Annotated in this window: 20 protein-coding genes; 6 read left to right on the forward strand and 14 right to left on the reverse strand. The window is 59.4% G+C overall.

The genetic code is table 11. From position 1 onward, the window contains the following. Positions 1 to 84 precede the first annotated feature (84 nt). Together JNB91_RS05330 and JNB91_RS05335 are read left to right on the forward strand one after the other, a co-directional pair. Positions 85 to 240: a DUF3309 family protein gene (locus JNB91_RS05330; RefSeq protein WP_112458869.1), complete on the forward strand. Its 156-nt coding sequence runs from the start codon at positions 85 to 87 to the stop codon at positions 238 to 240. Positions 241 to 272: 32 nt separating this feature from the next. Then, positions 273 to 527 (forward strand): YMGG-like glycine zipper-containing protein, encoded by a 255-nt coding sequence (locus tag JNB91_RS05335; protein WP_112505799.1) that lies wholly within the window; start codon positions 273 to 275, stop codon positions 525 to 527. Between the two features lie 78 nt (positions 528 to 605). Here JNB91_RS05335 and phbB read toward each other — a convergent pair whose 3' ends face one another. Together phbB and JNB91_RS05345 are read right to left on the reverse strand one after the other, a co-directional pair. Beyond that, a complete protein-coding gene (gene phbB, locus JNB91_RS05340; RefSeq protein ID WP_220324484.1) occupies positions 606 to 1,334 on the reverse strand; it encodes a beta-ketoacyl-ACP reductase in 729 nt (242 codons plus the stop codon). A gap of 32 nt (positions 1,335 to 1,366) precedes the next feature. Further along, the gene (locus tag JNB91_RS05345; RefSeq protein ID WP_220324485.1) at positions 1,367 to 2,548 is read right to left on the reverse strand and encodes an acetyl-CoA C-acetyltransferase; all 1,182 of its coding nucleotides are present in this window, start codon (positions 2,546 to 2,548) and stop codon (positions 1,367 to 1,369) included. Between the two features lie 218 nt (positions 2,549 to 2,766). On the opposite strand from JNB91_RS05345, the gene phaR reads away from it, so the two are divergent. Beyond that, entirely contained in the window at positions 2,767 to 3,348 is a 582-nt protein-coding gene (gene phaR / locus JNB91_RS05350) for a polyhydroxyalkanoate synthesis repressor PhaR (RefSeq protein ID WP_220324486.1), read from the forward strand. Between the two features lie 84 nt (positions 3,349 to 3,432). On the opposite strand, the gene rpmF is transcribed toward phaR, so the two are convergent. From rpmF to mtgA, 4 genes are all read right to left on the reverse strand, one after another. Next, positions 3,433 to 3,618, reverse strand: a complete 186-nt coding sequence (gene rpmF, locus JNB91_RS05355; RefSeq protein ID WP_112458846.1) for a 50S ribosomal protein L32 — start codon at positions 3,616 to 3,618, stop codon at positions 3,433 to 3,435. 167 nt (positions 3,619 to 3,785) lie between these two features. Continuing rightward, positions 3,786 to 4,448 carry a glutathione S-transferase family protein gene (locus JNB91_RS05360; RefSeq protein ID WP_220324487.1) on the reverse strand — a complete coding sequence of 221 codons (663 nt, stop codon included), beginning with the start codon at positions 4,446 to 4,448 and terminating at the stop codon, positions 3,786 to 3,788. Further along, the gene (locus tag JNB91_RS05365) at positions 4,441 to 5,184 is read right to left on the reverse strand and encodes a DUF1868 domain-containing protein (protein WP_220324488.1); all 744 of its coding nucleotides are present in this window, start codon (positions 5,182 to 5,184) and stop codon (positions 4,441 to 4,443) included. Before JNB91_RS05365 ends, JNB91_RS05360 begins: the two co-directional genes overlap by 8 nt. A 93-nt stretch (positions 5,185 to 5,277) precedes the next feature. Further along, positions 5,278 to 5,979: a monofunctional biosynthetic peptidoglycan transglycosylase gene (mtgA, locus tag JNB91_RS05370; RefSeq protein ID WP_223218060.1), complete on the reverse strand. Its 702-nt coding sequence runs from the start codon at positions 5,977 to 5,979 to the stop codon at positions 5,278 to 5,280. A 186-nt stretch (positions 5,980 to 6,165) separates the two neighbouring features. Between mtgA and JNB91_RS05375 the strand changes: the two genes are divergently transcribed. After that, positions 6,166 to 7,089 carry a polyprenyl synthetase family protein gene (locus JNB91_RS05375; RefSeq protein WP_222857445.1) on the forward strand — a complete coding sequence of 308 codons (924 nt, stop codon included), beginning with the start codon at positions 6,166 to 6,168 and terminating at the stop codon, positions 7,087 to 7,089. A gap of 73 nt (positions 7,090 to 7,162) precedes the next feature. Here the strand turns inward: JNB91_RS05375 and JNB91_RS05380 are convergent, their stop codons facing one another. Continuing rightward, positions 7,163 to 7,822, reverse strand: coding sequence for a YiaD family glycine zipper/OmpA-like lipoprotein (locus JNB91_RS05380; RefSeq protein ID WP_220324490.1), 660 nt, complete (start codon positions 7,820 to 7,822; stop codon positions 7,163 to 7,165). A 124-nt stretch (positions 7,823 to 7,946) separates the two neighbouring features. Further along, the gene (locus JNB91_RS05385; protein WP_220324491.1) at positions 7,947 to 8,426 is read right to left on the reverse strand and encodes a cupin domain-containing protein; all 480 of its coding nucleotides are present in this window, start codon (positions 8,424 to 8,426) and stop codon (positions 7,947 to 7,949) included. Between the two features lie 71 nt (positions 8,427 to 8,497). On the opposite strand from JNB91_RS05385, the gene JNB91_RS05390 reads away from it, so the two are divergent. Next, the gene (locus JNB91_RS05390; RefSeq protein ID WP_220324492.1) at positions 8,498 to 9,100 is read left to right on the forward strand and encodes a TetR/AcrR family transcriptional regulator; all 603 of its coding nucleotides are present in this window, start codon (positions 8,498 to 8,500) and stop codon (positions 9,098 to 9,100) included. Here the strand turns inward: JNB91_RS05390 and ispG are convergent, their stop codons facing one another. The 5 genes from ispG to JNB91_RS05415 form a co-directional block, all read right to left on the reverse strand. After that, positions 9,101 to 10,354, reverse strand: a complete 1,254-nt coding sequence (gene ispG, locus JNB91_RS05395; RefSeq protein WP_220324493.1) for a flavodoxin-dependent (E)-4-hydroxy-3-methylbut-2-enyl-diphosphate synthase — start codon at positions 10,352 to 10,354, stop codon at positions 9,101 to 9,103. Between the two features lie 97 nt (positions 10,355 to 10,451). Next, the gene (locus JNB91_RS05400; RefSeq protein ID WP_220324494.1) at positions 10,452 to 11,645 is read right to left on the reverse strand and encodes an MFS transporter; all 1,194 of its coding nucleotides are present in this window, start codon (positions 11,643 to 11,645) and stop codon (positions 10,452 to 10,454) included. Further along, a complete protein-coding gene (locus tag JNB91_RS05405; protein WP_220324495.1) occupies positions 11,642 to 12,454 on the reverse strand; it encodes a DeoR/GlpR family DNA-binding transcription regulator in 813 nt (270 codons plus the stop codon). The genes JNB91_RS05400 and JNB91_RS05405 overlap by 4 nt, the downstream gene beginning before the upstream one ends. Before the next feature lie 124 nt (positions 12,455 to 12,578). Next, on the reverse strand, positions 12,579 to 16,052 hold the full coding sequence (gene pyc, locus JNB91_RS05410) for a pyruvate carboxylase (protein WP_220324496.1): 3,474 nt from the start codon (positions 16,050 to 16,052) through the stop codon (positions 12,579 to 12,581). A 113-nt stretch (positions 16,053 to 16,165) separates the two neighbouring features. After that, positions 16,166 to 16,906 (reverse strand): LuxR family transcriptional regulator, encoded by a 741-nt coding sequence (locus JNB91_RS05415; protein WP_220324497.1) that lies wholly within the window; start codon positions 16,904 to 16,906, stop codon positions 16,166 to 16,168. A 272-nt stretch (positions 16,907 to 17,178) separates the two neighbouring features. Between JNB91_RS05415 and JNB91_RS05420 the strand changes: the two genes are divergently transcribed. Beyond that, complete coding sequence (locus JNB91_RS05420; RefSeq protein ID WP_220324498.1) at positions 17,179 to 18,966, forward strand: glucan ABC transporter ATP-binding protein/ permease; 1,788 nt, start codon at positions 17,179 to 17,181, stop codon at positions 18,964 to 18,966. A gap of 103 nt (positions 18,967 to 19,069) precedes the next feature. Here the strand turns inward: JNB91_RS05420 and JNB91_RS05425 are convergent, their stop codons facing one another. After that, positions 19,070 to 20,233 (reverse strand): M20 aminoacylase family protein, encoded by a 1,164-nt coding sequence (locus JNB91_RS05425; protein ID WP_223218061.1) that lies wholly within the window; start codon positions 20,231 to 20,233, stop codon positions 19,070 to 19,072. Between the last annotated feature and the right edge of the window lie 65 nt (positions 20,234 to 20,298).

Genomic DNA, 20,298 nt, shown 5'->3' on the forward strand with positions numbered 1-20,298 from the left:
ACTTCGCGACCAACGGAACAAATGTTTCACAATCACGTTCTCACCGCAAATTCATCCTGGCTTCAGGAAAGCGGAGATAAGCACATGCTCGGAACGGTCCTACTCGTAATTCTCATCCTGCTCCTTATCGGCGCCTTGCCGAATTGGGGTCACAGCCGGAACTGGGGCTACGGACCGTCCGGAGGCTTGGGTCTCGTCGTTCTTATCATCATCATCCTGCTTTTGATGGGCAGGATCTGACCAATTAACGTGGAAGGGAAGGAAACCGAGCAATGAAAAAGATCATGCTGATCGCCGCACTTGTCGGCACTCTCGCATCGTGCACCTCGACTGAAAAGGGAACGGCCATTGGCGCCGGATCCGGCGCACTGATCGGCGGTGCAGTGACCAACAGCTGGGGCGGCGCAGCAATCGGCGCTGTTGGCGGCGGCCTGATTGGCGCAGCAATCGGCGAATCTCAGAAGCGTAACGGCTACTGCGTCTATCGCGATCGTTATGGCCGCACCTACGAAGCACGTTGCCGCTAAGCGGTTTGCTTCAAAAAATTGTCGAGGCCGGGATCGCTATCGTGATCCCGGCCTTTTCTGTTTCAGCTTGCCCAGTATTCAGCTTGCCATGTACTGGCCGCCATTGGCAGTCAGCGTCGAGCCTGTAATGAAGCCTGCATCGTCGGATGCCAGAAACACCACACAGCGGGCAATTTCCTCCGGCTTACCAAGTCGCCCGACCGGGATATGCGGCAGAATCTTTTCCTCCAGCACGTTTTGCGGAATAGCTTTTACCATGTCCGTCTCCGTATAACCGGGGCAGATCGCATTGACCGTGATATTGCGCGATGCGCCCTCGAGCGCCAGCGCCTTGGTGAACCCGAGGTCGCCCGCCTTCGCCGCAGCATAATTGGCCTGGCCCAACTGGCCCTTCTGGCCGTTGATCGAGGATATGCTGATGATCCGGCCAAAGCCGCGCTCCCGCATGCCCGGCCAGACGGGATGGGTCATGTTGAACAGACCGGTGAGATTGGTGGCGATCACCGCATTCCACTGCTGCGGCGTCATGCGATGGAACATGTTGTCCCGCGCAATTCCGGCATTGTTTACCAGAACATCGATCGGACCGAGATGCTTTTCGACCGTCTCGACCCCGACGACGCAGGCGTCGTAATCCGACACATCCCACTTGAACACCGGAATGCCGGTCTCCTCGTGAAATTGCGAAGCCCTCTCGTCATTGCCGTGATAACTCGCGGCCACCCGATATCCGGCATCCTTCAACGCGCTCGAAACCGCAGCGCCGATGCCGCGCGTACCACCTGAAACGAGAGCCACACGCCCCATCACTCTTCCTTTTCTTTAAACGTGCACGGTGTTCAAGGACGTTCCAGGCACATGGCGACACCCATGCCGCCTCCGATGCACAGCGTCGCAAGGCCCCTTGCTGATCCACGCCGCTTCATTTCGAACAACAAAGTGTTGAGAATACGGGCGCCGGAGGCACCGATCGGATGGCCGATGGCAATTGCCCCGCCATTGACGTTGACGATCGACGGATCAAGGCCGAGATCGCGAACCACCGCGCAGCTCTGCGCTGCAAATGCTTCATTCGCTTCGATCAGGTCGAGATCCGCGATCTTCCAGCCGGCTTTCGCCAGCGCCTTGCGTGATGCCGGGATCGGTCCCGTTCCCATGATCTGCGGATCCACACCCGCCGTTGCCCAGGACGCGATACGCGCGAGCGGCTCGATACCCCGGTGATTGGCTTCCTCCTCCGTCATCAGCACGACTGCGGCCGCACCGTCATTGATCCCGGACGCATTGCCGGCCGTCACCGTCCCGTCCTTGTCGAAAGCCGGGCGAAGCTTCGCCATCAGCTCGAGCGTCGCGCCGGCGCGGATATATTCGTCCTGATCGACCGTGACGTCGCCCTTTTTGCCTCGGATGACGAAAGGCAGGATTTCGTCCCGGAATCGCCCGGCCGCCTGCGCGGCCTCGGCCTTGTTCTGCGAGGAGACCGCATATTCATCCTGGTCGTCACGGGAAAGCTGCCATTGACGGGCGATGTTTTCCGCCGTGATCCCCATGTGATAACCGTGGAATGCGTCGGTCAGGCCGTCCTTCAGCATCGTATCGACCATCTTGAAATCGCCCATCTTCACGCCGGAGCGCAGATGCGCGCAATGCGGCGCCATGGACATCGATTCCTGCCCGCCGGCAACGATGATCTTCGCATCACCAAGCACGATCTGCTGCATGCCGAGCGCAACGGCACGCAAGCCCGATCCGCAAAGCTGGTTGACACCCCAGGCAGTCGCCTCCTGCGGCACGCCGGCCTTCATCGCCGCCTGACGTGCAGGGTTCTGCCCCTCGCCTGCCGGCAGGACCTGACCGAGGATGACCTCATCCACCTCACGCACCTCGACACCGGCTCGCGCCAGCGCTCCCTTGATAACAAGCGCGCCGAGTTCATGCGCTGGCACGCTTGCAAAGGCGCCATTGAAGGAGCCGACAGCGGTACGCCCCGCAGCGGCGATGACGATTGAGGGATTGGGCATCTATTTCCTCCGGATGTGTTGGCCGGACACTGGCAAAGCTCGCTCAAGGTGTCAAATGGACGCAAGAAGGACCAACTTGACGCTATTTGCTGCGCAACACGATTTTCGTCGCGCCGCACAAAAACATTGTCTCAAGCCATGGTTGGGCTTACATTTCCGATTGGGAGAAGGGCGTTTGCCCGAAAAATCATAAGCTCGATGCTGTGGGAGGCAAAGCTATGGCGAAAGCCGAAGGCGAGACGATAATCAAGAAATACGCCAACCGGCGGCTGTATAACACCGGCACCAGCACCTATGTCACCCTGGAGGATCTCGCCAAGATGGTGAAGAAGGGTGAGGTTTTTGCGGTGCAGGATGCAAAGACCGGCGAGGACATCACCCATTCGGTTCTGACGCAGATCATCTTCGAGCAGGAATCCAAGACCGGAAACACGCTTCTGCCTGTTTCATTCCTGCGGCAGCTGATTTCCTTTTACGGCGACCAGATGCAGATGGTGGTGCCGACCTTCCTTGAACAGTCGATGCATGCCTTTACCGAGCAGCAGGTGCAGATGCGCGAGCAGATGACACGCGCCTTCGGTGAAACACCGCTCGCCAAGAATTTCCAGGCGCCGATGCAGATGATGGAAGATCAGGTGCGGCGCAACACGGAAATGTTCCGTCAGGCCATGCAGATGTTCGCGCCCTATTCCGCACCACCGGCAAGTCCCGCACCGAAAAAGGCGGAAGCCCGTGATATCGACGAGTTGAAGGAGCAGCTGCGCAATCTCCAGAGCCGGCTGGACAGTCTCGGCGCCTGACTTAGCGACATTTAAGAATAGAAATCCACGCAACAAAAAAGCCCGGTCAGACCGGGCTTTAAAGTTTCTGCTTCAGAAAAACGCTTATGCGCTTTCCTTCGGCGTCAGAACCTGGCGACCGCGGTACATGCCGGTCTTCAGGTCGATGTGGTGCGGACGGCGAAGTTCGCCGGAATTCTTGTCCTCGACGAACGTCGGGGTAGCCAGCGCGTCTGCGGAGCGGCGCATACCGCGCTTGGATCGGCTAACTTTTCTCTTTGGTACTGCCATTTGTGTTACTCCACTTCGTGCAAAACGTAATATCCGGCCTCTGTGAGGCCGAACCCATCACGTCCCGATCTCGGAAATTGGGCTGGCTTATACATGCACGTCAGGGCTTTGACCAGTCCCCACAGGGATTTTTTCGCTGATCCGCCGGATTCGGTGAATCACGGCTTTCAGGCCTCGTCCGCCGGCACGATCCAGGTCTCGGCAAGTGCTGCCGTTTCCCACGTCCTCCACGCCGGATGCGCCTTCATCGCCGCCATATAGTCAAGCACCGCCTTGTCGGAGACGAGATCATAGGCCTCGAACCGGTTGACCACTGGCGCAAACATCGCATCCGCCGCCGAAAATTCTCCGAAAAGATAAGGCCCGCCGGAACGCGCCGTCAGCTCCGTCCAGATCGCCGAAATCCGTGCCACATCTGCATCCACTCCCGCTTGAACATCCGCAGGCAGTTCAAGGCGGCGTTTGCTTCGGCGGATATTCATCGGGCAGGCATTACGCAAAGCCCGAAAGCCGGACAGCATCTCCATCGAGACGGCGCGCGCCATCGCGCGGTGGGCGCGATCCTTCGGCCAGATCACCTTTTCCGGAAAAAGCTCGGCTGCATATTCGATGATCGCAAGCGATTCCCACACGCGAAACTCACCATGGTGCAGGCAAGGCACCCGGCCCGTCGGCGAGATTTCCCTGAATTTCGGATTCCCGCCCTCGTCATCGAAGGGGATCAGCACTTCACCGAACGGCACGCCCGCCGCCGTCAGCGCGATCCATGGCCGAAACGACCAGGACGAATAATTCTTGTTACCGATATAAAGCGTCAGTTCTTCAGTCATCGATTGTCTCCATATCCTCCTCGGTATCGAAGACCAGGATTTCGTGGAAATGGTTCATGTCTTCGAAAACGCAGAATGCCGGCGGGGTAAGCTCCAGTTCCGGCACGCGGCCGGCGATCCTGCCCGGAATGCTATCGAGCATGGACTGCCAAGCCGGCAACGCCGCATCGGAAAGGCGATCGATCGGGTAACCGAATGTGATGTGATAGATGTAACTATCGTGATCTGGGTGACGATAGCCGAGCAGGTTGGCAAATGCATCCCGCCAGGCGCGCATGGCTCGCCGGTCTTCCTCGCGTCGCCCCTCGACCGTCAGCCCGGCCGGATGGGCACCGGAAACGACCACGCGGAACGGATCGAGCGCCTGAAAGGCCACAAGCCTCTCGGCCATGATCTCGTGCATGTCGTTGATCGGCGTATCGAGCGGCAGATCGGCCGGCCAGAAACCCGGCTCGCGCCGATACTCGATAATGCCTTGAAACAATGTCATATGCAGACTGGTGATCGGCGTCAGCAACAACTTGTCGGCTTCCGGCATCTCCAGATAGCCGTCGCGCACATCAACGAGCGCGCGTTCCGTCTCCGAGCCGCTCGCGACATGGCAGACGACCGTATTTCCCGGCTCGCGACGAAAGCCACCTCTCTTGCCGTAGCGTGTACCGAGATGGCTCGGCGCGGCCGGATTGTGAGATGCGGCATAATGAAGAAGTTCGGCAGAAAACTGGTTCTCGGTCATGGCTATCGTCCGGATCAACTCGATATCCGAGCTTCTATGTCATCGATAAGACTGACGCATGACGCCGCCTGTTTCCAACGACAAGTTCCGATCTCACTCATAAATGCATTTGATATATTCGCCCGAATTCCTCGCTCGGCGATCAATCAAGGCAGAAAGGTTTCGCATGCCACGGCCCGGTTTGCTGGCAACACGGGTAAACGGATTGGGTAATGCGACAGCAAGCAACGCCGCCTGGCTACGGTTGAGTTTTGAAGCACTGGTCTTGAAATAATGCTGAGCGGCGGCTTCCGCGCCATAGATGCCCGGCCCCCATTCCGCGACATTGAGGTAGATTTCCAGCATCCGCCGTTTGGTCCAGACCGTATCGGCAGCGATCGCCAGCGGTATTTCCAGCACCTTGCGCACAAAGAACCGGCCGTTCCATAAAAACAGGTTCTTTGCCGTCTGCATCGAGATCGTGCTGGCGCCGCGCGTTGCCTCACCGCCAAGCGCATCTTCCACGACACCGCGCATCTGCCGCCAATCGACGCCGCCATGGAAACAGAACTGCCCGTCTTCCGACATCATCACGGCACGCACCAGATTGGGGGATATCTCGTCGATATCCTTCCAGCGCCGGTCATATCCGCGAAGCAGAAACAGTTCCGACAGCATCAGCGTCGAAACCGGCCGGGTAAAAGGTACGGCGTAAACCGGAATGAGCAGATAGGGCAGGATAAGGAGCGCGGCGATGACAAGAATAGCCTTTCGGGCCACGCGCGAAAACGATCCCGCCTTTTGCCGTCGCGGCATGGCGGGTTCCTCTTCCTCAGCCTGTCGGTCTGGCGTGATATCCAAACGCAGTCCCCAAATCCGCCGATAAGCAACCCGATGTTTCATAGCCAGTATGATCGCGCATGACGAGTCTTTGCCGTTAAACTTCCTGTGGGGTTGGTAAATCCCGTTGCCAGCGCTCTGGCGGCATGCAACACAGCCGCTATGAGCATCATCGACACCGATCAGACATCCTTTGAGACCCGACTGAAAGAGAGCGCCGCGGAAACCGAGGCACTGCTCATGCGCCTTCTGTCATCTCAAACGCAGGATGATGAGATCGCGAGGCCGGAAAACCTGGCGGCCGCCATGCGCCATGGAACGCTGAACGGCGGCAAACGGTTGCGCCCCTTTCTCGTCATCGAAAGTGCTGCCATGTTCGGTGCCGACCGAAAGACTGCACTGCGCATCGGCGCGGCGCTCGAATGCCTGCATTGTTATTCGCTGATCCATGACGATCTTCCCGCCATGGACGACGACGATCTGCGCCGTGGTCAGCCGACGGTGCACAAGGCTTTTGACGAAGCCACCGCCATTCTGGCCGGCGACAGCCTGCTGACCTACGCCTTCGACATTATCGCGGCGCCCGAAACCGAGCTTGCCGCCGACCGCAAGGTCCGCCTCGTCTCGGCACTCGCCCGCGCAGCCGGCATCGGCGGAATGGCCGGTGGCCAGGCGCTCGATCTGGCCGCGGAAAAGAACGCGCCCGATGAGGCGGGCATTCGCACCCTGCAGGCGATGAAGACCGGCGCATTGCTGCGCTTCGCCTGCGAAGCCGGGCCGGTCATCGCCGGCGCCTCCGACGAGGATCGCAAGAGACTTCGCACATTTGGAGAAAAGATCGGCCTCGCCTTCCAGCTCGCCGACGATCTCCTCGACGTGACGTCGGATGCGGCAACGCTCGGCAAGGCAGCCGGCAAGGATGCCGGACGCGGCAAGGGCACGCTGGTCGGATTGCACGGAATGGAATGGGCGGAAAAGACGCTCAATGCGCTGACGACCGAGGCCGTCGATCTGCTCTCGCCCTATGGTCAGAGAGCTGAAATCCTGCAAGAGGCGGCACGTTTCGTCGCCAATCGCCAAAGTTAAGCCGGCACGTAAAAGACGTCACCGGAAATGATACCCCACCGCCAGCCCGAACGGCCGGCGGTGGGTTTTTCTTTTACTGCTGTTCGATCGGCGCGATCGCCACTTCGACGCGGCGGTTCTGCGCGCGGCCGTCCGGCGTTGCGTTGGAAGCGACCGGCTGCGACGGGCCGAAGCCCATGGTCGAGATACGGCGCTGGTCGACACCACGGCCGCCGAGATAGTTGGCGACGGAAGCCGCACGGCGCTCGGAAAGGCCCTGGTTATGCTGCAGGCTGCCGGTGGAATCGGTGTGACCGTTCACATCGATATAGGTCTTGCCGAACTTGTTGAGCACGATCGCCACGGAATTCAGCGTATCGTAGAACGGCGGAATCACCTGATCCTGGTCGGTCGCGAACGTAATGTTCGACGGCATGTTGAGGATGATGCGGTCGCCCTGACGGGTCACCGAAACGCCGGTTCCCTGCAGCTGAGCGCGCAGCTCGGACTCCTGACGGTCCATGTAATTGCCGATAGCACCCCCGGCGAGACCGCCGATTGCAGCACCGATCAGCGCGTTGCGGCCCTTGTTGCCGCCGCCGATGACGAGACCGCCGAGTGCGCCGATACCGGCACCGATTGCGGCGCCGCCCGCAGTGTTGGAAACCTTCTGCTCGCCCGTATACGGATCGGTCGTGGTGCAGGCAGAAAGGAAGGTCGCGGCCAGCGCGACGATGGCAAATTTCTTGAGCATTCGAATCGTTTCCCGTCCTAGGTGGTCGCACTTCCTTACCACGAAATACGGCAAAACAACGAAGCGGCTGCATTCTCCCCGTCGTTGGCCACCGGCGAGGAGTACACATTGCAGTCATCCGCCCTTATGCAGCGGGTGGCAGAATTTCGATATGGTTGCGCAATCCGCTGGCAACGATTGCCGGCACATCCGGCTCGGTCATCGGCGGAAATGCCGTCTGGTGAAGCTCTGTTTTTTCGCCGACATCGACGAAGAAAGCTTCGTGAAGACTGCCCGGCGAATTGATGATCAGCATCCGCGCATCCGTCTTTCCGGGGTTGCGGAAAGCGTGAACCGTACCGGGCACGATATGGACCACCGCGCCGGGACCTTTCAGCTGCCAGGCGCCATCGAGAAAGAACTCATACTGGCCCTCCAGAACATAAAACGCCTCGTTATCCGCCTGCCGATGCAGTGGCGCGCCCTGGCCGGGTGCCGTGCGGTTCTCGATCAGGGTGAACTTGTCGTCGGTTACGGCGCTGCGGATATGAAAGGTCAGCAGGTTGCCGAGAAAATGCACGGTCATCGGACCAGTTTCGGGGGCATCGACCTTGGCGGCCATCATCGTCTTGTCCTCTTCTGGATTTATGATACGATCGCCTCTTAATGAGACGGATTTCTCATAAAGGAAATATGATGACCGGTCAAGTATTGCGCGAAACGACATCCGAGAGGATCAACCAGAAGAAGAGAACCCGTTCCGAACTGCTGAGAACGGCGCGCCGGCTGATCGAGGAGGGAAGCTCGTTTTCCGTCGCCGACGTGGCCGATGCCTCGGGCATTTCTCGCGCCACCGCCTATCGTTATTTCTCCAGGCCGGAAGACATTTTGCGCGAGGCGGCACTGGATGCGATTGCCGAAAACGTACATCTGCCCGACGAGATCGCCAAAGGCGGCACGGTGGAACAGCGGCTGGATGAGATGGTCGGCCAGATTTTTCGGATGGTTGCCGAAAACGAGAGCGTTTTTCGCGCGTTTCTTTCGGCAGCGGTCACCAGCGACGAGATCCCGCGTTCGGGTCGCCGTCTCCCCTGGCTTGCGGAAGCGTTGAAGCCGATTGAAGGCAAATTGTCGAAACCGGCTTACGAGGATCTCATCGCCGGCCTTTCGCTGCTGACCGGCATAGAGGCGATCATCGTGCTGCGCGATGTCTGCGCCATGGATATCGACCGGGCAGAAAAGGTCGTGCGCTGGTCGGCGCAGGCCATGCTCGCAAAAGCTTTGGCTGAAGCTGAGTGATTATTCCGCAGCCGTGCGGTTCTGGCCGAAACGGTTCTCGATATAGTCGTCGACAAGCTTTTCGAAATCACCCGCGATATTCGGGCCTTTCAGCGTCATCGCCTTCTTGCCGTCGATGAAGACGGGGGCAGATGGCGTTTCGCCCGTACCGGGCAGCGAAATGCCGATATCGGCATGCTTGCTCTCGCCCGGACCATTGACGATGCAGCCCATGACGGCGACGTTCAAGGCTTCCACGCCCGGATATTTGTCGCGCCAGACCGGCATGTTCTTGCGGATATCGGCCTGGATCTTCTGGGCCAGTTCCTGGAACACGGTGGAGGTCGTGCGGCCGCAGCCCGGACACGCGGCAACGACCGGAATGAACTGGCGGAACCCCATGACCTGCAGGATTTCCTGGGCCACTTGCACTTCCTTCGTCCGGTCGCCATTCGGCTCCGGCGTCAGCGAAACGCGGATCGTGTCGCCGATCCCGTGCTGCAGAACGTAGCCCATGGCAGCCGACGACGCGACGATGCCCTTTGAACCCATGCCCGCCTCGGTGAGGCCGAGATGCAGCGCATGGTTGGAACGCTCCGCCAGCATCGAATAACAGGCGATCAGGTCCTGAACCTGGCTGACCTTGGCGGACAGAATGATGCGATTGCGCGGCAGGCCGATCGATTCGGCCAACTCGGCGGAAATCAGCGCCGACTGCACGATCGCCTCATGCATGACCTGGCGGGCGGAAAGCGGCGAACCGGCTTCCGCATTGCGGTCCATCAGCGTGGTCAGGAGATCCTGGTCGAGCGAACCCCAGTTGACGCCGATACGAACAGGTTTGTCGTAGCGGATCGCCATCTCGATGATGTCGCCGAACTGCTTGTCCTTCTTGTCCTTGAAGCCGACATTGCCCGGATTGATGCGGTATTTCGCCAGCGCTTCGGCGCAGGCCGGGTGGTCGGAAAGAAGCTTGTGGCCGATATAGTGAAAATCGCCGACAAGCGGCACATCCATGCCGAGCCGGAGCAGCCGTTCGCGCACCTTCGGCACGGCGGCGGCACTTTCGTCGCGATCGACGGTGATGCGGACGATTTCCGAACCGGCCTTGTAGAGGGCTGCGACCTGCGCCACCGTTGCATCGACATCGGCCGTGTCCGTATTGGTCATCGACTGCACGACGACCGGTGCGCCACCGCCCACGATCACCCCACCCACATCGACCGCTACGGTCTGACGGCGCGGTTTCGGATCAAAATCGATGGGTGATGTCATGGTCGGGTCTCGGTGCCTCAAGCAGAGTTGCATTTCAGGTGGCGTATGCGCTGCCGCTTGTCAACCACTCACCTGAGGCACTTTTACGGCATGGCGCTCAATGATGAGCGCCATCCGCATGACGGGCAAGCCGCGACACCGCCAGCACAACGACGAGGAAACCGGACAAAGCCAGAAAGATCGAGGCAAGCCCCGTATGTTCCGCAACGAAGCCGATAACCGAAGGCGCAAGCAGAATTCCCGAATACCCCATCGTCGTCACAACCGACAAGCCAACGCCGGCCGCCATGCCCGGAAGGTTGCCGGCCGCCGAAAATACGATCGGCACCATGTTGGAAATCCCGATACCGGCGAGCGCAAAGCCCACGATCGCGATGGTCGTATTCGGCGCAAGTCCGATAATGGCCAGCCCGCAGATAGCAATCGTACCGCAGATCCTAAGCGTCATGACTGCACCCAGGCGGTCACGGATGAGATCGCCGGCAAACCGCATGATCGCCATGGTGAGGGAGAAACCGGCAAAGGCGAAGCCGGAGAGAGCGACAGACGCCCCGAGTTCGTTGCGCATGTAAAGCGCCCCCCAATCGAGGATGGCCCCTTCCGGGATCATGCAGAACAGTGCGATCACACCGATCAGCCAGGGCAGCGGCGAGCGCGGCAGCCTGCTGCGCGTCTCGTCCTTTGCTTCATCGGGATGCGGTGCGTCATGCAGCACGATCTTCCAGCAGAGCACAACCATCAGCGCGGCAACCAGCGTGACGATGACGGAGTGGTTGAAAACCCCGAGCTTCTGGATCAGGAAACCACCGCTGGAAGCCCCCAGCAAACCGCCGAGGCTCCAGAAGGCATGGCAGGACGACATGATTGCCCGGCGCATATGCTTTTCGGTCGCCACCGCATTGGCATTCATCGCCACGTCCATGGCACCGATCAACCCGCCAAACAGCGAGATCGCAATCGCACCCGTCCAGACATCCCCGGTCAGCGAGAGCAGAAAAAGCATGGGCGTCAGCAGCACGGCCGCAAATTTGGAAACGGTGCTGGAGCCGAAACGGGCGATCTGGCTGCCGGCAATCGGCATCATGATGATCGAGCCGAGGCCAAAGGCTAGGATCATCAGTCCCAGTTCCTTTTCGCTGAGACCGAGACGAGAGGCGAATTCCGGGATTTTCGGCGCCCATGACCCGATCATGAAGCCGTTCATCAGGAAGAGAAGCGCCACGCCGGCCCGCTCCTTGGTCAGGTAGGATCCAAGCGGCCGTGTAGCCTTCTCTATCTCGGATTGGCTCATGGCGTGTTTCCTCTCGATACGCTTTTTCCGTTGCTTGAGGTGGCGGCACCGCATCGATGTGCCTCGACACCCTGAAGAGATATTTTTCTGACCAGCGCCTCATCCGCATCGGCTTCGAACACGAGCGACAGCGGCGCTTGAAGTGCATGCACGTGAAATGCGGCTCTCAACCCCAGCTTGTCCGAGGTGATCGCGGCAAGGCTGTTTTTGCTGGCAGCACAGGCAAGACGCTTGAAGGCTGCGTCTTCAAAGATATCCGCCGCCAGCCCACCTTCAAGCGTCAGGCCGCAAGCACCGAGAATGCAAAGATCCGGCCGTATCGTCTCAAGCTGCCGGATTGCCGTCGCATCGAGCGCCGCCCCGACAGCCGGGTCCACTCTGCCACCGATCATGATCAACTCCACGCCCGGCCGGCCGGAGAGTTCTGCGGCAATTGCCGGCGTATTGGTAACGGCAGTCAGCCCGAAATTTTCAGGCAAGCTGCGGGCAACGGCAAGATTGGTCGAACCGGCATCGAAGAAAACGACGCTGCCTTCGACAATCGATTCCACGACCTTCTGCCCCAGGGCCACCTTGCGATCCGGCTGCTCGGCAATACGCGTCTTCAGCGGGACCGTCTGCCTGCCCGGCAACAACGCCCCGCCATAGACCCTCTCGCATTCACCGCGCCCGGCCATTTCCCGCAGGTCGCGCCTTACCGTATCCTCGGAGACACCGAATGTCTGGGCAAGATCCTGCGCCGAGACCCGCCCCTTGGCGCGAAGTTCGGCAAGGATATGCGCCTGTCTTTCACTGACGAATTGATCCATGCCGAAATCATGCTCGAGTCGGCATAAATATGCAATATCGTGCAAAAACACGAATTATGTCGGAATGCAAAAAGGGCGGCCCGCATGACGAGCCGCCCTTTTATCAAACAGTCATCGGTAGGCCTCAGGCGGCGTAGACCACCAGCAGATCCTTGGCATCGATCTGGTCGCCGGCCTTGACGAGAACTTCGGAAATCACTCCGTCCTTCTCGGCATGTAGCGCGGTCTCCATCTTCATCGCCTCGATCGACAGGAGCACATCGCCCGCCTGCACCGTCTGGCCGGCAGCCACGGCAACGGTCGATACGACACCCGGCATCGGCGCGCCGAGATGTGCGACATTACCGGCTTCCGCCTTGCGGCGGATGGCACTGGAAGCAGTGCGATTGCGATCCGGCACTTTGATGCGGCGTGGCTGGCCGTTGAGTTCGAAGAACACCGTCACCATGCCCTGCGCATCCGCAGCGCTCATCGCCTGATTGACGATGACAAGCGTTTTGCCCCGCTCGATATCGGCCAACATCTCCTCGCCATCTGCCAGTCCATAAAAATAGGTGGGCGTCGGCAGCACTGAGACCGGACCATAGGTTTCCGACGCCATTGCGAAGTCGGTGAACACCTTCGGATACATCAGATACGAGGCAAACTCGAAGTCATCGACCTTGCGGCCAAGTTTCTCCTCGACGTCACTGCGCTCCTTGGCAAGATCGGCCGGCGCAAGCAGCGAACCGGGCACGGCCGTGTAAGGCTTCTCACCCTTCAGCGCCTTCTTCTGAAGTGCTTCCGGCCATCCGCCCGGAGGCTGGCCTAGATCACCCTTCAGCATCGAGACGACCGATTCCGGAAACGCGATGTCCTTGTCCGGGTTCTCGACATCGGCCACCGTCAGGTCCTGGGAGACCATCATCAGCGCCATGTCGCCGACAACCTTGGAGGACGGCGTCACCTTGACGATATCGCCGAACATCTGGTTCACGTCGGCATAGGTCTGGGCGACCTTATGCCACTTGGTGTCGAGGCCCAGCGAACGCGCCTGTTCCTTGAGATTGGTGAACTGGCCACCCGGCATCTCGTGCAGATAGACTTCCGATGCCGGTCCCTTGAGATCGCTTTCGAAGGCCGCATACTGGTTACGCACCGCTTCCCAGTAGAACGAGATCTTTCTGATCCATTCCGGATCGAGGCCCGGATCACGCTCGGAGCCTGAAAGCGCCTCGACGATCGAACCGAGACACGGCTGCGACGTGTTTCCGGAAAACGCATCCATCGCCGCATCGACCACGTCGACGCCGGCATCGACGGCGGCAAGCACGGTGGCTGCCGAAATACCAGACGTGTCATGCGTATGGAAATGGATCGGCAGCGAAGTCGCCTCACGCAGGGCCTTGAACAGAACCTTTGCCGCACCCGGCTTCAAAAGCCCTGCCATGTCCTTGACGGCGATGATATGCGCACCGGCCTTTTCCAGTTCCTGCGCCAGCCCGACATAATATCTGAGGTCGTATTTCGGCCGTGCGGAATTGGTCAGATCGCCGGTATAGCAGATCGCCGCCTCGCACAGCTTGCCTTCCTCATTCACCGCATCCATCGACACGCGCATGTTGTCGACCCAGTTCAGGCAGTCGAACACACGGAAAAGATCGATGCCGCCATTTTCGGAACTGCCCTTGGCAGCCTGGCGGACGAAATATTTCACCACATTGTCGGGATAGTTTTTATAGCCGACGCCGTTTGCCCCACGCAGAAGCATCTGCAAGAGGATATTCGGCGCCGCCTCGCGGATCAGCGCTAGCCGCTCCCACGGGTCTTCGGTGAGGAAGCGCATGGAAACATCGAAGGTCGCGCCACCCCAGCATTCCAGCGAAAACAGGTTCGGCAGCGCCCGCGCATAGACGCCGGCAATGCTGGCAATGTCATGCGTGCGCATGCGGGTGGCGAGCAGCGACTGGTGACCGTCGCGCATCGTCGTGTCGGTGATCAGTGCCCGACCTTCGCCGCGCATCCATTCGGCAAATTTCTTTGGCCCGAGTTCATCGAGCTTCTGCTTGGTGCCGGCCGGGATCGTCCCTTCGATGAAGGGCAGGACAGGCTTGGAAATCTTGTCGGACGGCGTCGGCCGGCCCTTCGTTTCCGGATGACCGTTGACGGTGACGTCGGCAAGATAGGTCAGAAGCTTCGTCGCGCGGTCGGCACGCTTCACCTGCTCGAACAATTCCGGCGTCGTATCGATGAACCGCGTCGTATAGGAATTGTCGCGGAATTTCGGATGGGCGATGATTGCCTCGAGGAAGGTCAGGTTGGTGGCGACACCGCGAATACGGAATTCGCGCAGCGCACGGTCCATGCGGCTGATCGCTTCGGCCGGCGTGGAACCAGACGCCGTAACCTTGACCAGCAGCGGATCGTAATAACGGGTGATGATCGCGCCGGTGTAAGCCGTGCCGCCATCCAGACGAATGCCGAAACCGGCCGCCGAACGATAGGCGGTGATACGCCCGTAATCCGGGATGAAGTTCTGCTCCGGATCTTCCGTGGTGATGCGGCATTGCAGGGCATGGCCATTAAGCCGGATATTTTCCTGAGCAGGAACACCCGATTCCGGCGTACCGATCGCAAAGCCTTCGAGAATATGGATCTGCGCCTTGACGATATCGATACCGGTCACGACTTCCGTCACCGTATGCTCGACCTGGATGCGCGGGTTCACCTCGATGAAGTAGAATTTGCCGGTCTCGGCATCCATCAGATACTCGACCGTGCCGGCGCCGACATAATTCGTCGCCTTGGCGATCTTCAGCGAATAGCCGGCGAGTTCCGCCCGCTGCGCTTCGGTCAGATAGGGTGCAGGCGCGCGCTCCACGACTTTCTGGTTGCGGCGCTGGATGGAACAATCGCGTTCGAACAGATGCACGACATTGCCGTGTGTATCGCCGAGCACCTGGCTTTCGACGTGACGGGCACGCTCGACCAGCTTTTCCAGATAGACCTCGTCCTTGCCGAAAGCGGCCTTTGCCTCGCGCTTGGCCTCAACGACTTCACGGGCGAGATCCTTGGGATCACGAATGGCGCGCATGCCGCGACCGCCGCCGCCCCATGAGGCCTTGAGCATCACCGGATAACCGATTTCCTCGGCCATCCGCGCCACTTCCGCGGCATCGTCCGGCAGCGGATCGGTCGCCGGCACGACAGGCACGCCGACCGAAATGGCAAGATTACGGGCAGCCACCTTGTTGCCGAGCTGGCGCATCGTGTCCGGCCGGGGACCGATGAAAATGATGCCGGCCTCGTCACAGGCATCGACGAATTCCGGGCTTTCGGAAAGCAGACCGTAACCGGGATGGATCGCGTCGGCGCCGGAAAGCTTTGCGACCCGGATTACTTCCGGGATCGACAGGTAGCTCTCGATCGGCCCAAGATCCTTTTGAAGATGCGGCCCACGGCCGACCTGATAACTCTCATCCGCCTTGAACCGATGCAGCGAGAGTTTGTCTTCTTCCGCCCAGATCGCGACCGTCTTTATCCCGAGCTCATTGGCTGCGCGGAAAACGCGGATAGCAATCTCGGATCGGTTGGCAACAAGGATCTTCTTTATCTGCAAAGCGCTCTCCCAAGGGCAGAATTGGACTTGTTGCAGCGCAAGAGATCAATATCCCTGAAATTACGCAAGTATAAAGTTGATCGAAAATGGAGCCTCAGGTTGCACAGATTGCCTCAGGCGATCAGTGCCAAACGGAAGGCCAGCGCGATCAGATGCTGCCGGTTGTTCGCGCCGAGCTTTTCGTGCAGGCCGTTAATGTACCAATCCACCGTATGGCTGGATATGTCGAGTTCTTTGGCAATCTCGTTGGAGGTAAGCCCGTTGGCGAGAAGGAGCGTGACTTCCATTTCCCGCCGCGTCAGCTGAGCCTCGCTGAGCGGTGCATTCTCGAAGATCTCGACTTTATGGCGAAGCTCCAGCAACTTCCAGAACACCGCCTTGCCGACCGCATCGAACAGGCTGATTTCAGCCGGCGAAAGATCGACGGGCTTGCCACCGATCGCAAAGCTGCCGATCAGTCCGTTTCGGCCATGGATGGGAAACACATAGCCGTCATCCAGCCCATGCCGCATGGCCTCTTGCAGCATTCGCTTCATCCGCTGCCGATGCGGATCGGCCTTCAAGGTCAGAAGCATCTCCTTCCAGCGAAACGGCCGTTGAGCCAGCCGCAGCCAGCGCAGCGTCGGATCGATCAGCGAATATTTTCGCTGCCTGTAAAGCTCTGTCCAGTTTTTCGGCCATTCCGCAGCCAGAACCGACCGCTGGAGCTTTAGCTGCGGCAATGGCTGGATAAGAACACTGTAAAATTCGAAGCCATATCCGCCAACCAGCTTTTTGGTCTGGCTGGCAACCTGTTCCGGTGTTCTTGCTTCCCCAAGCAAGACCAGGAACTGGACAATCATGGTAATATTCAATACCGCCCCCGAGCCCGAACCGGGCATGCCGAATTACATATGCGACTATCGCCTCGACCGTTCAGGCCGACGGTTAGGATATGTTGAAACCGTAAAGCCAAATCTAGCATTGCTGAAACGACAAACACCACAATTACGTGCATTTATGTTTTTTTACACGACACACCATACTGACACAATCGATCCTACGATAATGGCTTGGAATCGCCTTGTATTGTCCATAAAGCTCAGTGACCCACATTAGGGTGGAAATGACTGAAGAGGTTGAACGGTTGACACTATTTCAGGTTTATGCGCGGGCACTTAGATACCTGGGCAAGAACAAGTGGCGCGTGACGGCTATCGTCATCGCCAACATCGTGCTGGCCGTGATCACCATTGCCGAGCCTATCCTGTTCGGCTGGATCATCGATGCGATATCCTCCGGCGGCGCAGTGACCAATGTCCTGATCTTATGGGCAGCTTTCGGCGTCTTCAATACGATAGCTTACGTTCTCGTGGCGCGCGAAGCCGACCGGTTGGCCCATGGCCGCCGCGCATCACTTCTGACGGAAGCCTTCGGCCGGATCATCTCGATGCCGCTCTCCTGGCATCACCAGCGAGGCACCTCGAACGCCTTGCACACGCTGCTTCGCGCCGCCGAAAGCCTGTTCGGCCTGTGGCTCGAATTCATGCGCACGCATCTGGCGACCGGCGTGGCGATCCTCTTCCTGATCCCGACCGCAATCTCCATGGACTGGCGCCTCAGCCTCGTGCTTCTTTGCCTCAGCATCTTCTACTGGGTCATCGGCGTCGCAGTGATGAAGCGCACCAAGGAAGGCCAGGCATCGGTGGAAAGCCACTATCACCAGGTCTTTTCCCATGTCAGCGATTCGATCAGCAACGTCTCGGTCCTGCATAGCTACAACCGTATCGAGGCGGAGACCCAGGCGCTCAAGGCCTATACCAAGGACCTGCTGAAAGCCCAGTATCCGGTTCTCGACTGGTGGGCGCTGGCAGGTGGCCTCAACCGCACAGCCTCGACCGTCTCGATGGGCGTCATCCTCGTCATCGGCACCATGCTGGTCCAGCGCGGCGAAATCCGTGTCGGCGATGTCGTTGCCTTCATCGGTTTCGCCAACCTCTTGATCGCCCGCCTCGACCTGCTGCGCCAGTTCGCCACCCAGATCTTCGAGGCGCGCGCCAAGCTGGAAGACTTCTTCGTTCTGGAAGATTCGGTTGATGACCGCACCGAACCGGCCAGTGCCGGCGAGCTGCGCGATGTCAGCGGCGAGGTTGAGTTCCGCGATGTGAGCTTCGGTTTCGCCAATACCAAGCAGGGCGTCCACAATATCTCGTTCACCGCCAAGGCCGGTCAGACGGTTGCGATCGTCGGGCCGACCGGAGCCGGCAAGACAACGCTGATCAACCTTCTCCAGCGGGTTTACGACCCGCAGCAAGGCAAGATCCTGATCGACGGGATCGATATCGCAACCGTCACCCGCAAATCGCTGCGCCAGCAGATCGCCACCGTCTTCCAGGACGCCGGTCTTCTGAACCGCTCGATCAGCGACAACATTCGCCTCGGTCGCGAAGGCGCCACGGAAGCCGATATCATCAAGGCGGCCGAAGCCGCAGCCGCGACCGAATTCATCGAGGACCGCCTCAACGGTTACGAGACGGCTGTGGGAGAACGCGGCAACAAGCTGTCGGGCGGCGAACGCCAGCGTATTGCAATCGCTCGCGCAATCCTGAAGAACGCCCCGATCCTCGTTCTAGACGAAGCGACAAGCGCGCTCGACGTGGAAACCGAAGCGCGCGTGAAGGTCGCGATCGACAAGCTGCGTCAGGACCGCACCACCTTCATCATCGCTCACCGCCTGTCGACCGTGCGCGATGCCAACACCGTCATCTTCCTCGATGGCGGCCGCGTCGCCGAAATGGGGAGTTACGACGAACTGAGCCGCCTCGGCGGCCGCTTCGCCTCGCTCTTAAGAACCAGTGGCCTGCTGGACGACAGCGACGATGACGATGCTTCCGGCAAGGACAAGAAGCCCGAGAGCTCGCCTAGTCCGGCGTGATCTGGCTCTGACGGCAAAATCAGAAGACCCGGCGCTTCATTCAGCGCCGGGTCTTTTTGTTTCGGAAAAAGGTCTTGCCCAATGGCTATGACAAATCAGACCATCACTTCGCCGCCAGATAGGTTTCGGCCAGCTCGACCCACAGATTGACGCCGATCGGCAGGGCATCATCGTTGAAGTCGAATTTAGGATGATGCAGCGAAGGATCGTTGTCCGTCTTCGCCGTGCCGAGGAAGAAATAGCTGCCCGGGCGCTCCGCCAGCATATAGGCAAAATCTTCCGCTCCCATCATCGGGCGCTCGATCTCCGCGACATTTTCCGCGCCGACCACCTTTTTCGCCAGATCGCGGACGAAATCCGTTTCCGCCGAATGGTTGATCGTCGCCTCATAACCGCGTTCATAATCGATCGTCACCGACATGCCGTAGCTTGCGGCCTGTCCTTCGGCGATGCCGCGGATGCGCTCTTCCAGCATGTCGCGAACCTTCGGATCGAAGGAGCGGATGGTGATTGCCATCGTTGCGCGTTCGGGGATGACGTTACTGGCAATGCCGGCATTGAAGGCGCCGACAGTGACGACCGCCTGATCGAGCGGATGGATGTTGCGCGACACGACCGTCTGCAGCGCCATGATGATGCTGGCGCCGGCGACGATCGGATCAGATGCCGTCTGCGGTTCTGCACCATGACCGCCACGGCCGTTGACGGTAATGCGAGCCTCATCGACCGCAGCCATCAGCGGACCGTCCTTGACGAAGACCTTGCCGAAGGGCATGGCCGGATCATTGTGCATGCCGAAAACGGCATCGCAGGGGAATTTTTCGAACAGGCCCTCTTCGATCATGATCCTGGCACCGCCGAAATTCTCTTCGGCTGGCTGGAAGATCAGGTGGATCGTGCCGTCGAAATTCTTGCGCTCAGCAAGGATTTTTGCGGCACCAAGCAGCATGGCGGTGTGCCCGTCATGGCCGCAGGCATGCATCACGCCCTTGTTCTTGCTGGCATAGTCCACGCCGGTCTCTTCGGTGATCGGCAGCGCGTCGATATCGGCGCGGATGCCGACGGAGCGCGAGCTGTCACCGTTTCTAAGGGTTGCGACGATGCCGGTCTTTGCCAGCCCGCGCGTAATCTCGTAGCCGTATTCCTCAAGCTTTCCGGCAATGAAATCCGAGGTGTTGAATTCGGAAAGGCCGATTTCCGGATTTTCATGCAGATGCCGGCGGATTGCGATCACGTCGGTCATGTCGTTTGAAAATCGCAGCGTCATCTGGTGGGCCTTTCTGGCTTTCGCGAAGAGAAGGCGCGGGTATAGCCCATTGGCCGCCATGCGCC

This window comes from Aliirhizobium wenxiniae (assembly GCF_019511445.1).
Classification (GTDB): Bacteria; Pseudomonadota; Alphaproteobacteria; order Rhizobiales; family Rhizobiaceae; genus Neorhizobium; species Neorhizobium wenxiniae_A.

Bases quoted from the DNA above. Each gene is read 5' to 3' on its own strand.
- JNB91_RS05385 (WP_220324491.1), bottom strand. From the start codon at position 8,426: ATGATGGCCGCCAAGGTCGATGCCCCCGAAACTGGTCCGATGACCGTG.
- JNB91_RS05380 (WP_220324490.1), bottom strand. From the start codon at position 7,822: ATGCTCAAGAAATTTGCCATCGTCGCGCTGGCCGCGACCTTCCTTTCT.
- phaR (WP_220324486.1), top strand. From the start codon at position 2,767: ATGGCGAAAGCCGAAGGCGAGACGATAATCAAGAAATACGCCAACCGG.
- JNB91_RS05345 (WP_220324485.1), bottom strand. From the start codon at position 2,548: ATGCCCAATCCCTCAATCGTCATCGCCGCTGCGGGGCGTACCGCTGTC.
- JNB91_RS05390 (WP_220324492.1), top strand. From the start codon at position 8,498: ATGACCGGTCAAGTATTGCGCGAAACGACATCCGAGAGGATCAACCAG.
- JNB91_RS05400 (WP_220324494.1), bottom strand. From the start codon at position 11,645: ATGAGCCAATCCGAGATAGAGAAGGCTACACGGCCGCTTGGATCCTAC.
- ispG (WP_220324493.1), bottom strand. From the start codon at position 10,354: ATGACATCACCCATCGATTTTGATCCGAAACCGCGCCGTCAGACCGTA.
- JNB91_RS05425 (WP_223218061.1), bottom strand. From the start codon at position 20,233: ATGACGCTGCGATTTTCAAACGACATGACCGACGTGATCGCAATCCGC.
- JNB91_RS05405 (WP_220324495.1), bottom strand. From the start codon at position 12,454: ATGGATCAATTCGTCAGTGAAAGACAGGCGCATATCCTTGCCGAACTT.
- JNB91_RS05360 (WP_220324487.1), bottom strand. From the start codon at position 4,448: ATGACTGAAGAACTGACGCTTTATATCGGTAACAAGAATTATTCGTCC.
- JNB91_RS05335 (WP_112505799.1), top strand. From the start codon at position 273: ATGAAAAAGATCATGCTGATCGCCGCACTTGTCGGCACTCTCGCATCG.
- rpmF (WP_112458846.1), bottom strand. From the start codon at position 3,618: ATGGCAGTACCAAAGAGAAAAGTTAGCCGATCCAAGCGCGGTATGCGC.
- JNB91_RS05365 (WP_220324488.1), bottom strand. From the start codon at position 5,184: ATGACCGAGAACCAGTTTTCTGCCGAACTTCTTCATTATGCCGCATCT.
- JNB91_RS05330 (WP_112458869.1), top strand. From the start codon at position 85: ATGCTCGGAACGGTCCTACTCGTAATTCTCATCCTGCTCCTTATCGGC.
- mtgA (WP_223218060.1), bottom strand. From the start codon at position 5,979: ATGCCGCGACGGCAAAAGGCGGGATCGTTTTCGCGCGTGGCCCGAAAG.
- JNB91_RS05375 (WP_222857445.1), top strand. From the start codon at position 6,166: ATGAGCATCATCGACACCGATCAGACATCCTTTGAGACCCGACTGAAA.
- phbB (WP_220324484.1), bottom strand. From the start codon at position 1,334: ATGGGGCGTGTGGCTCTCGTTTCAGGTGGTACGCGCGGCATCGGCGCT.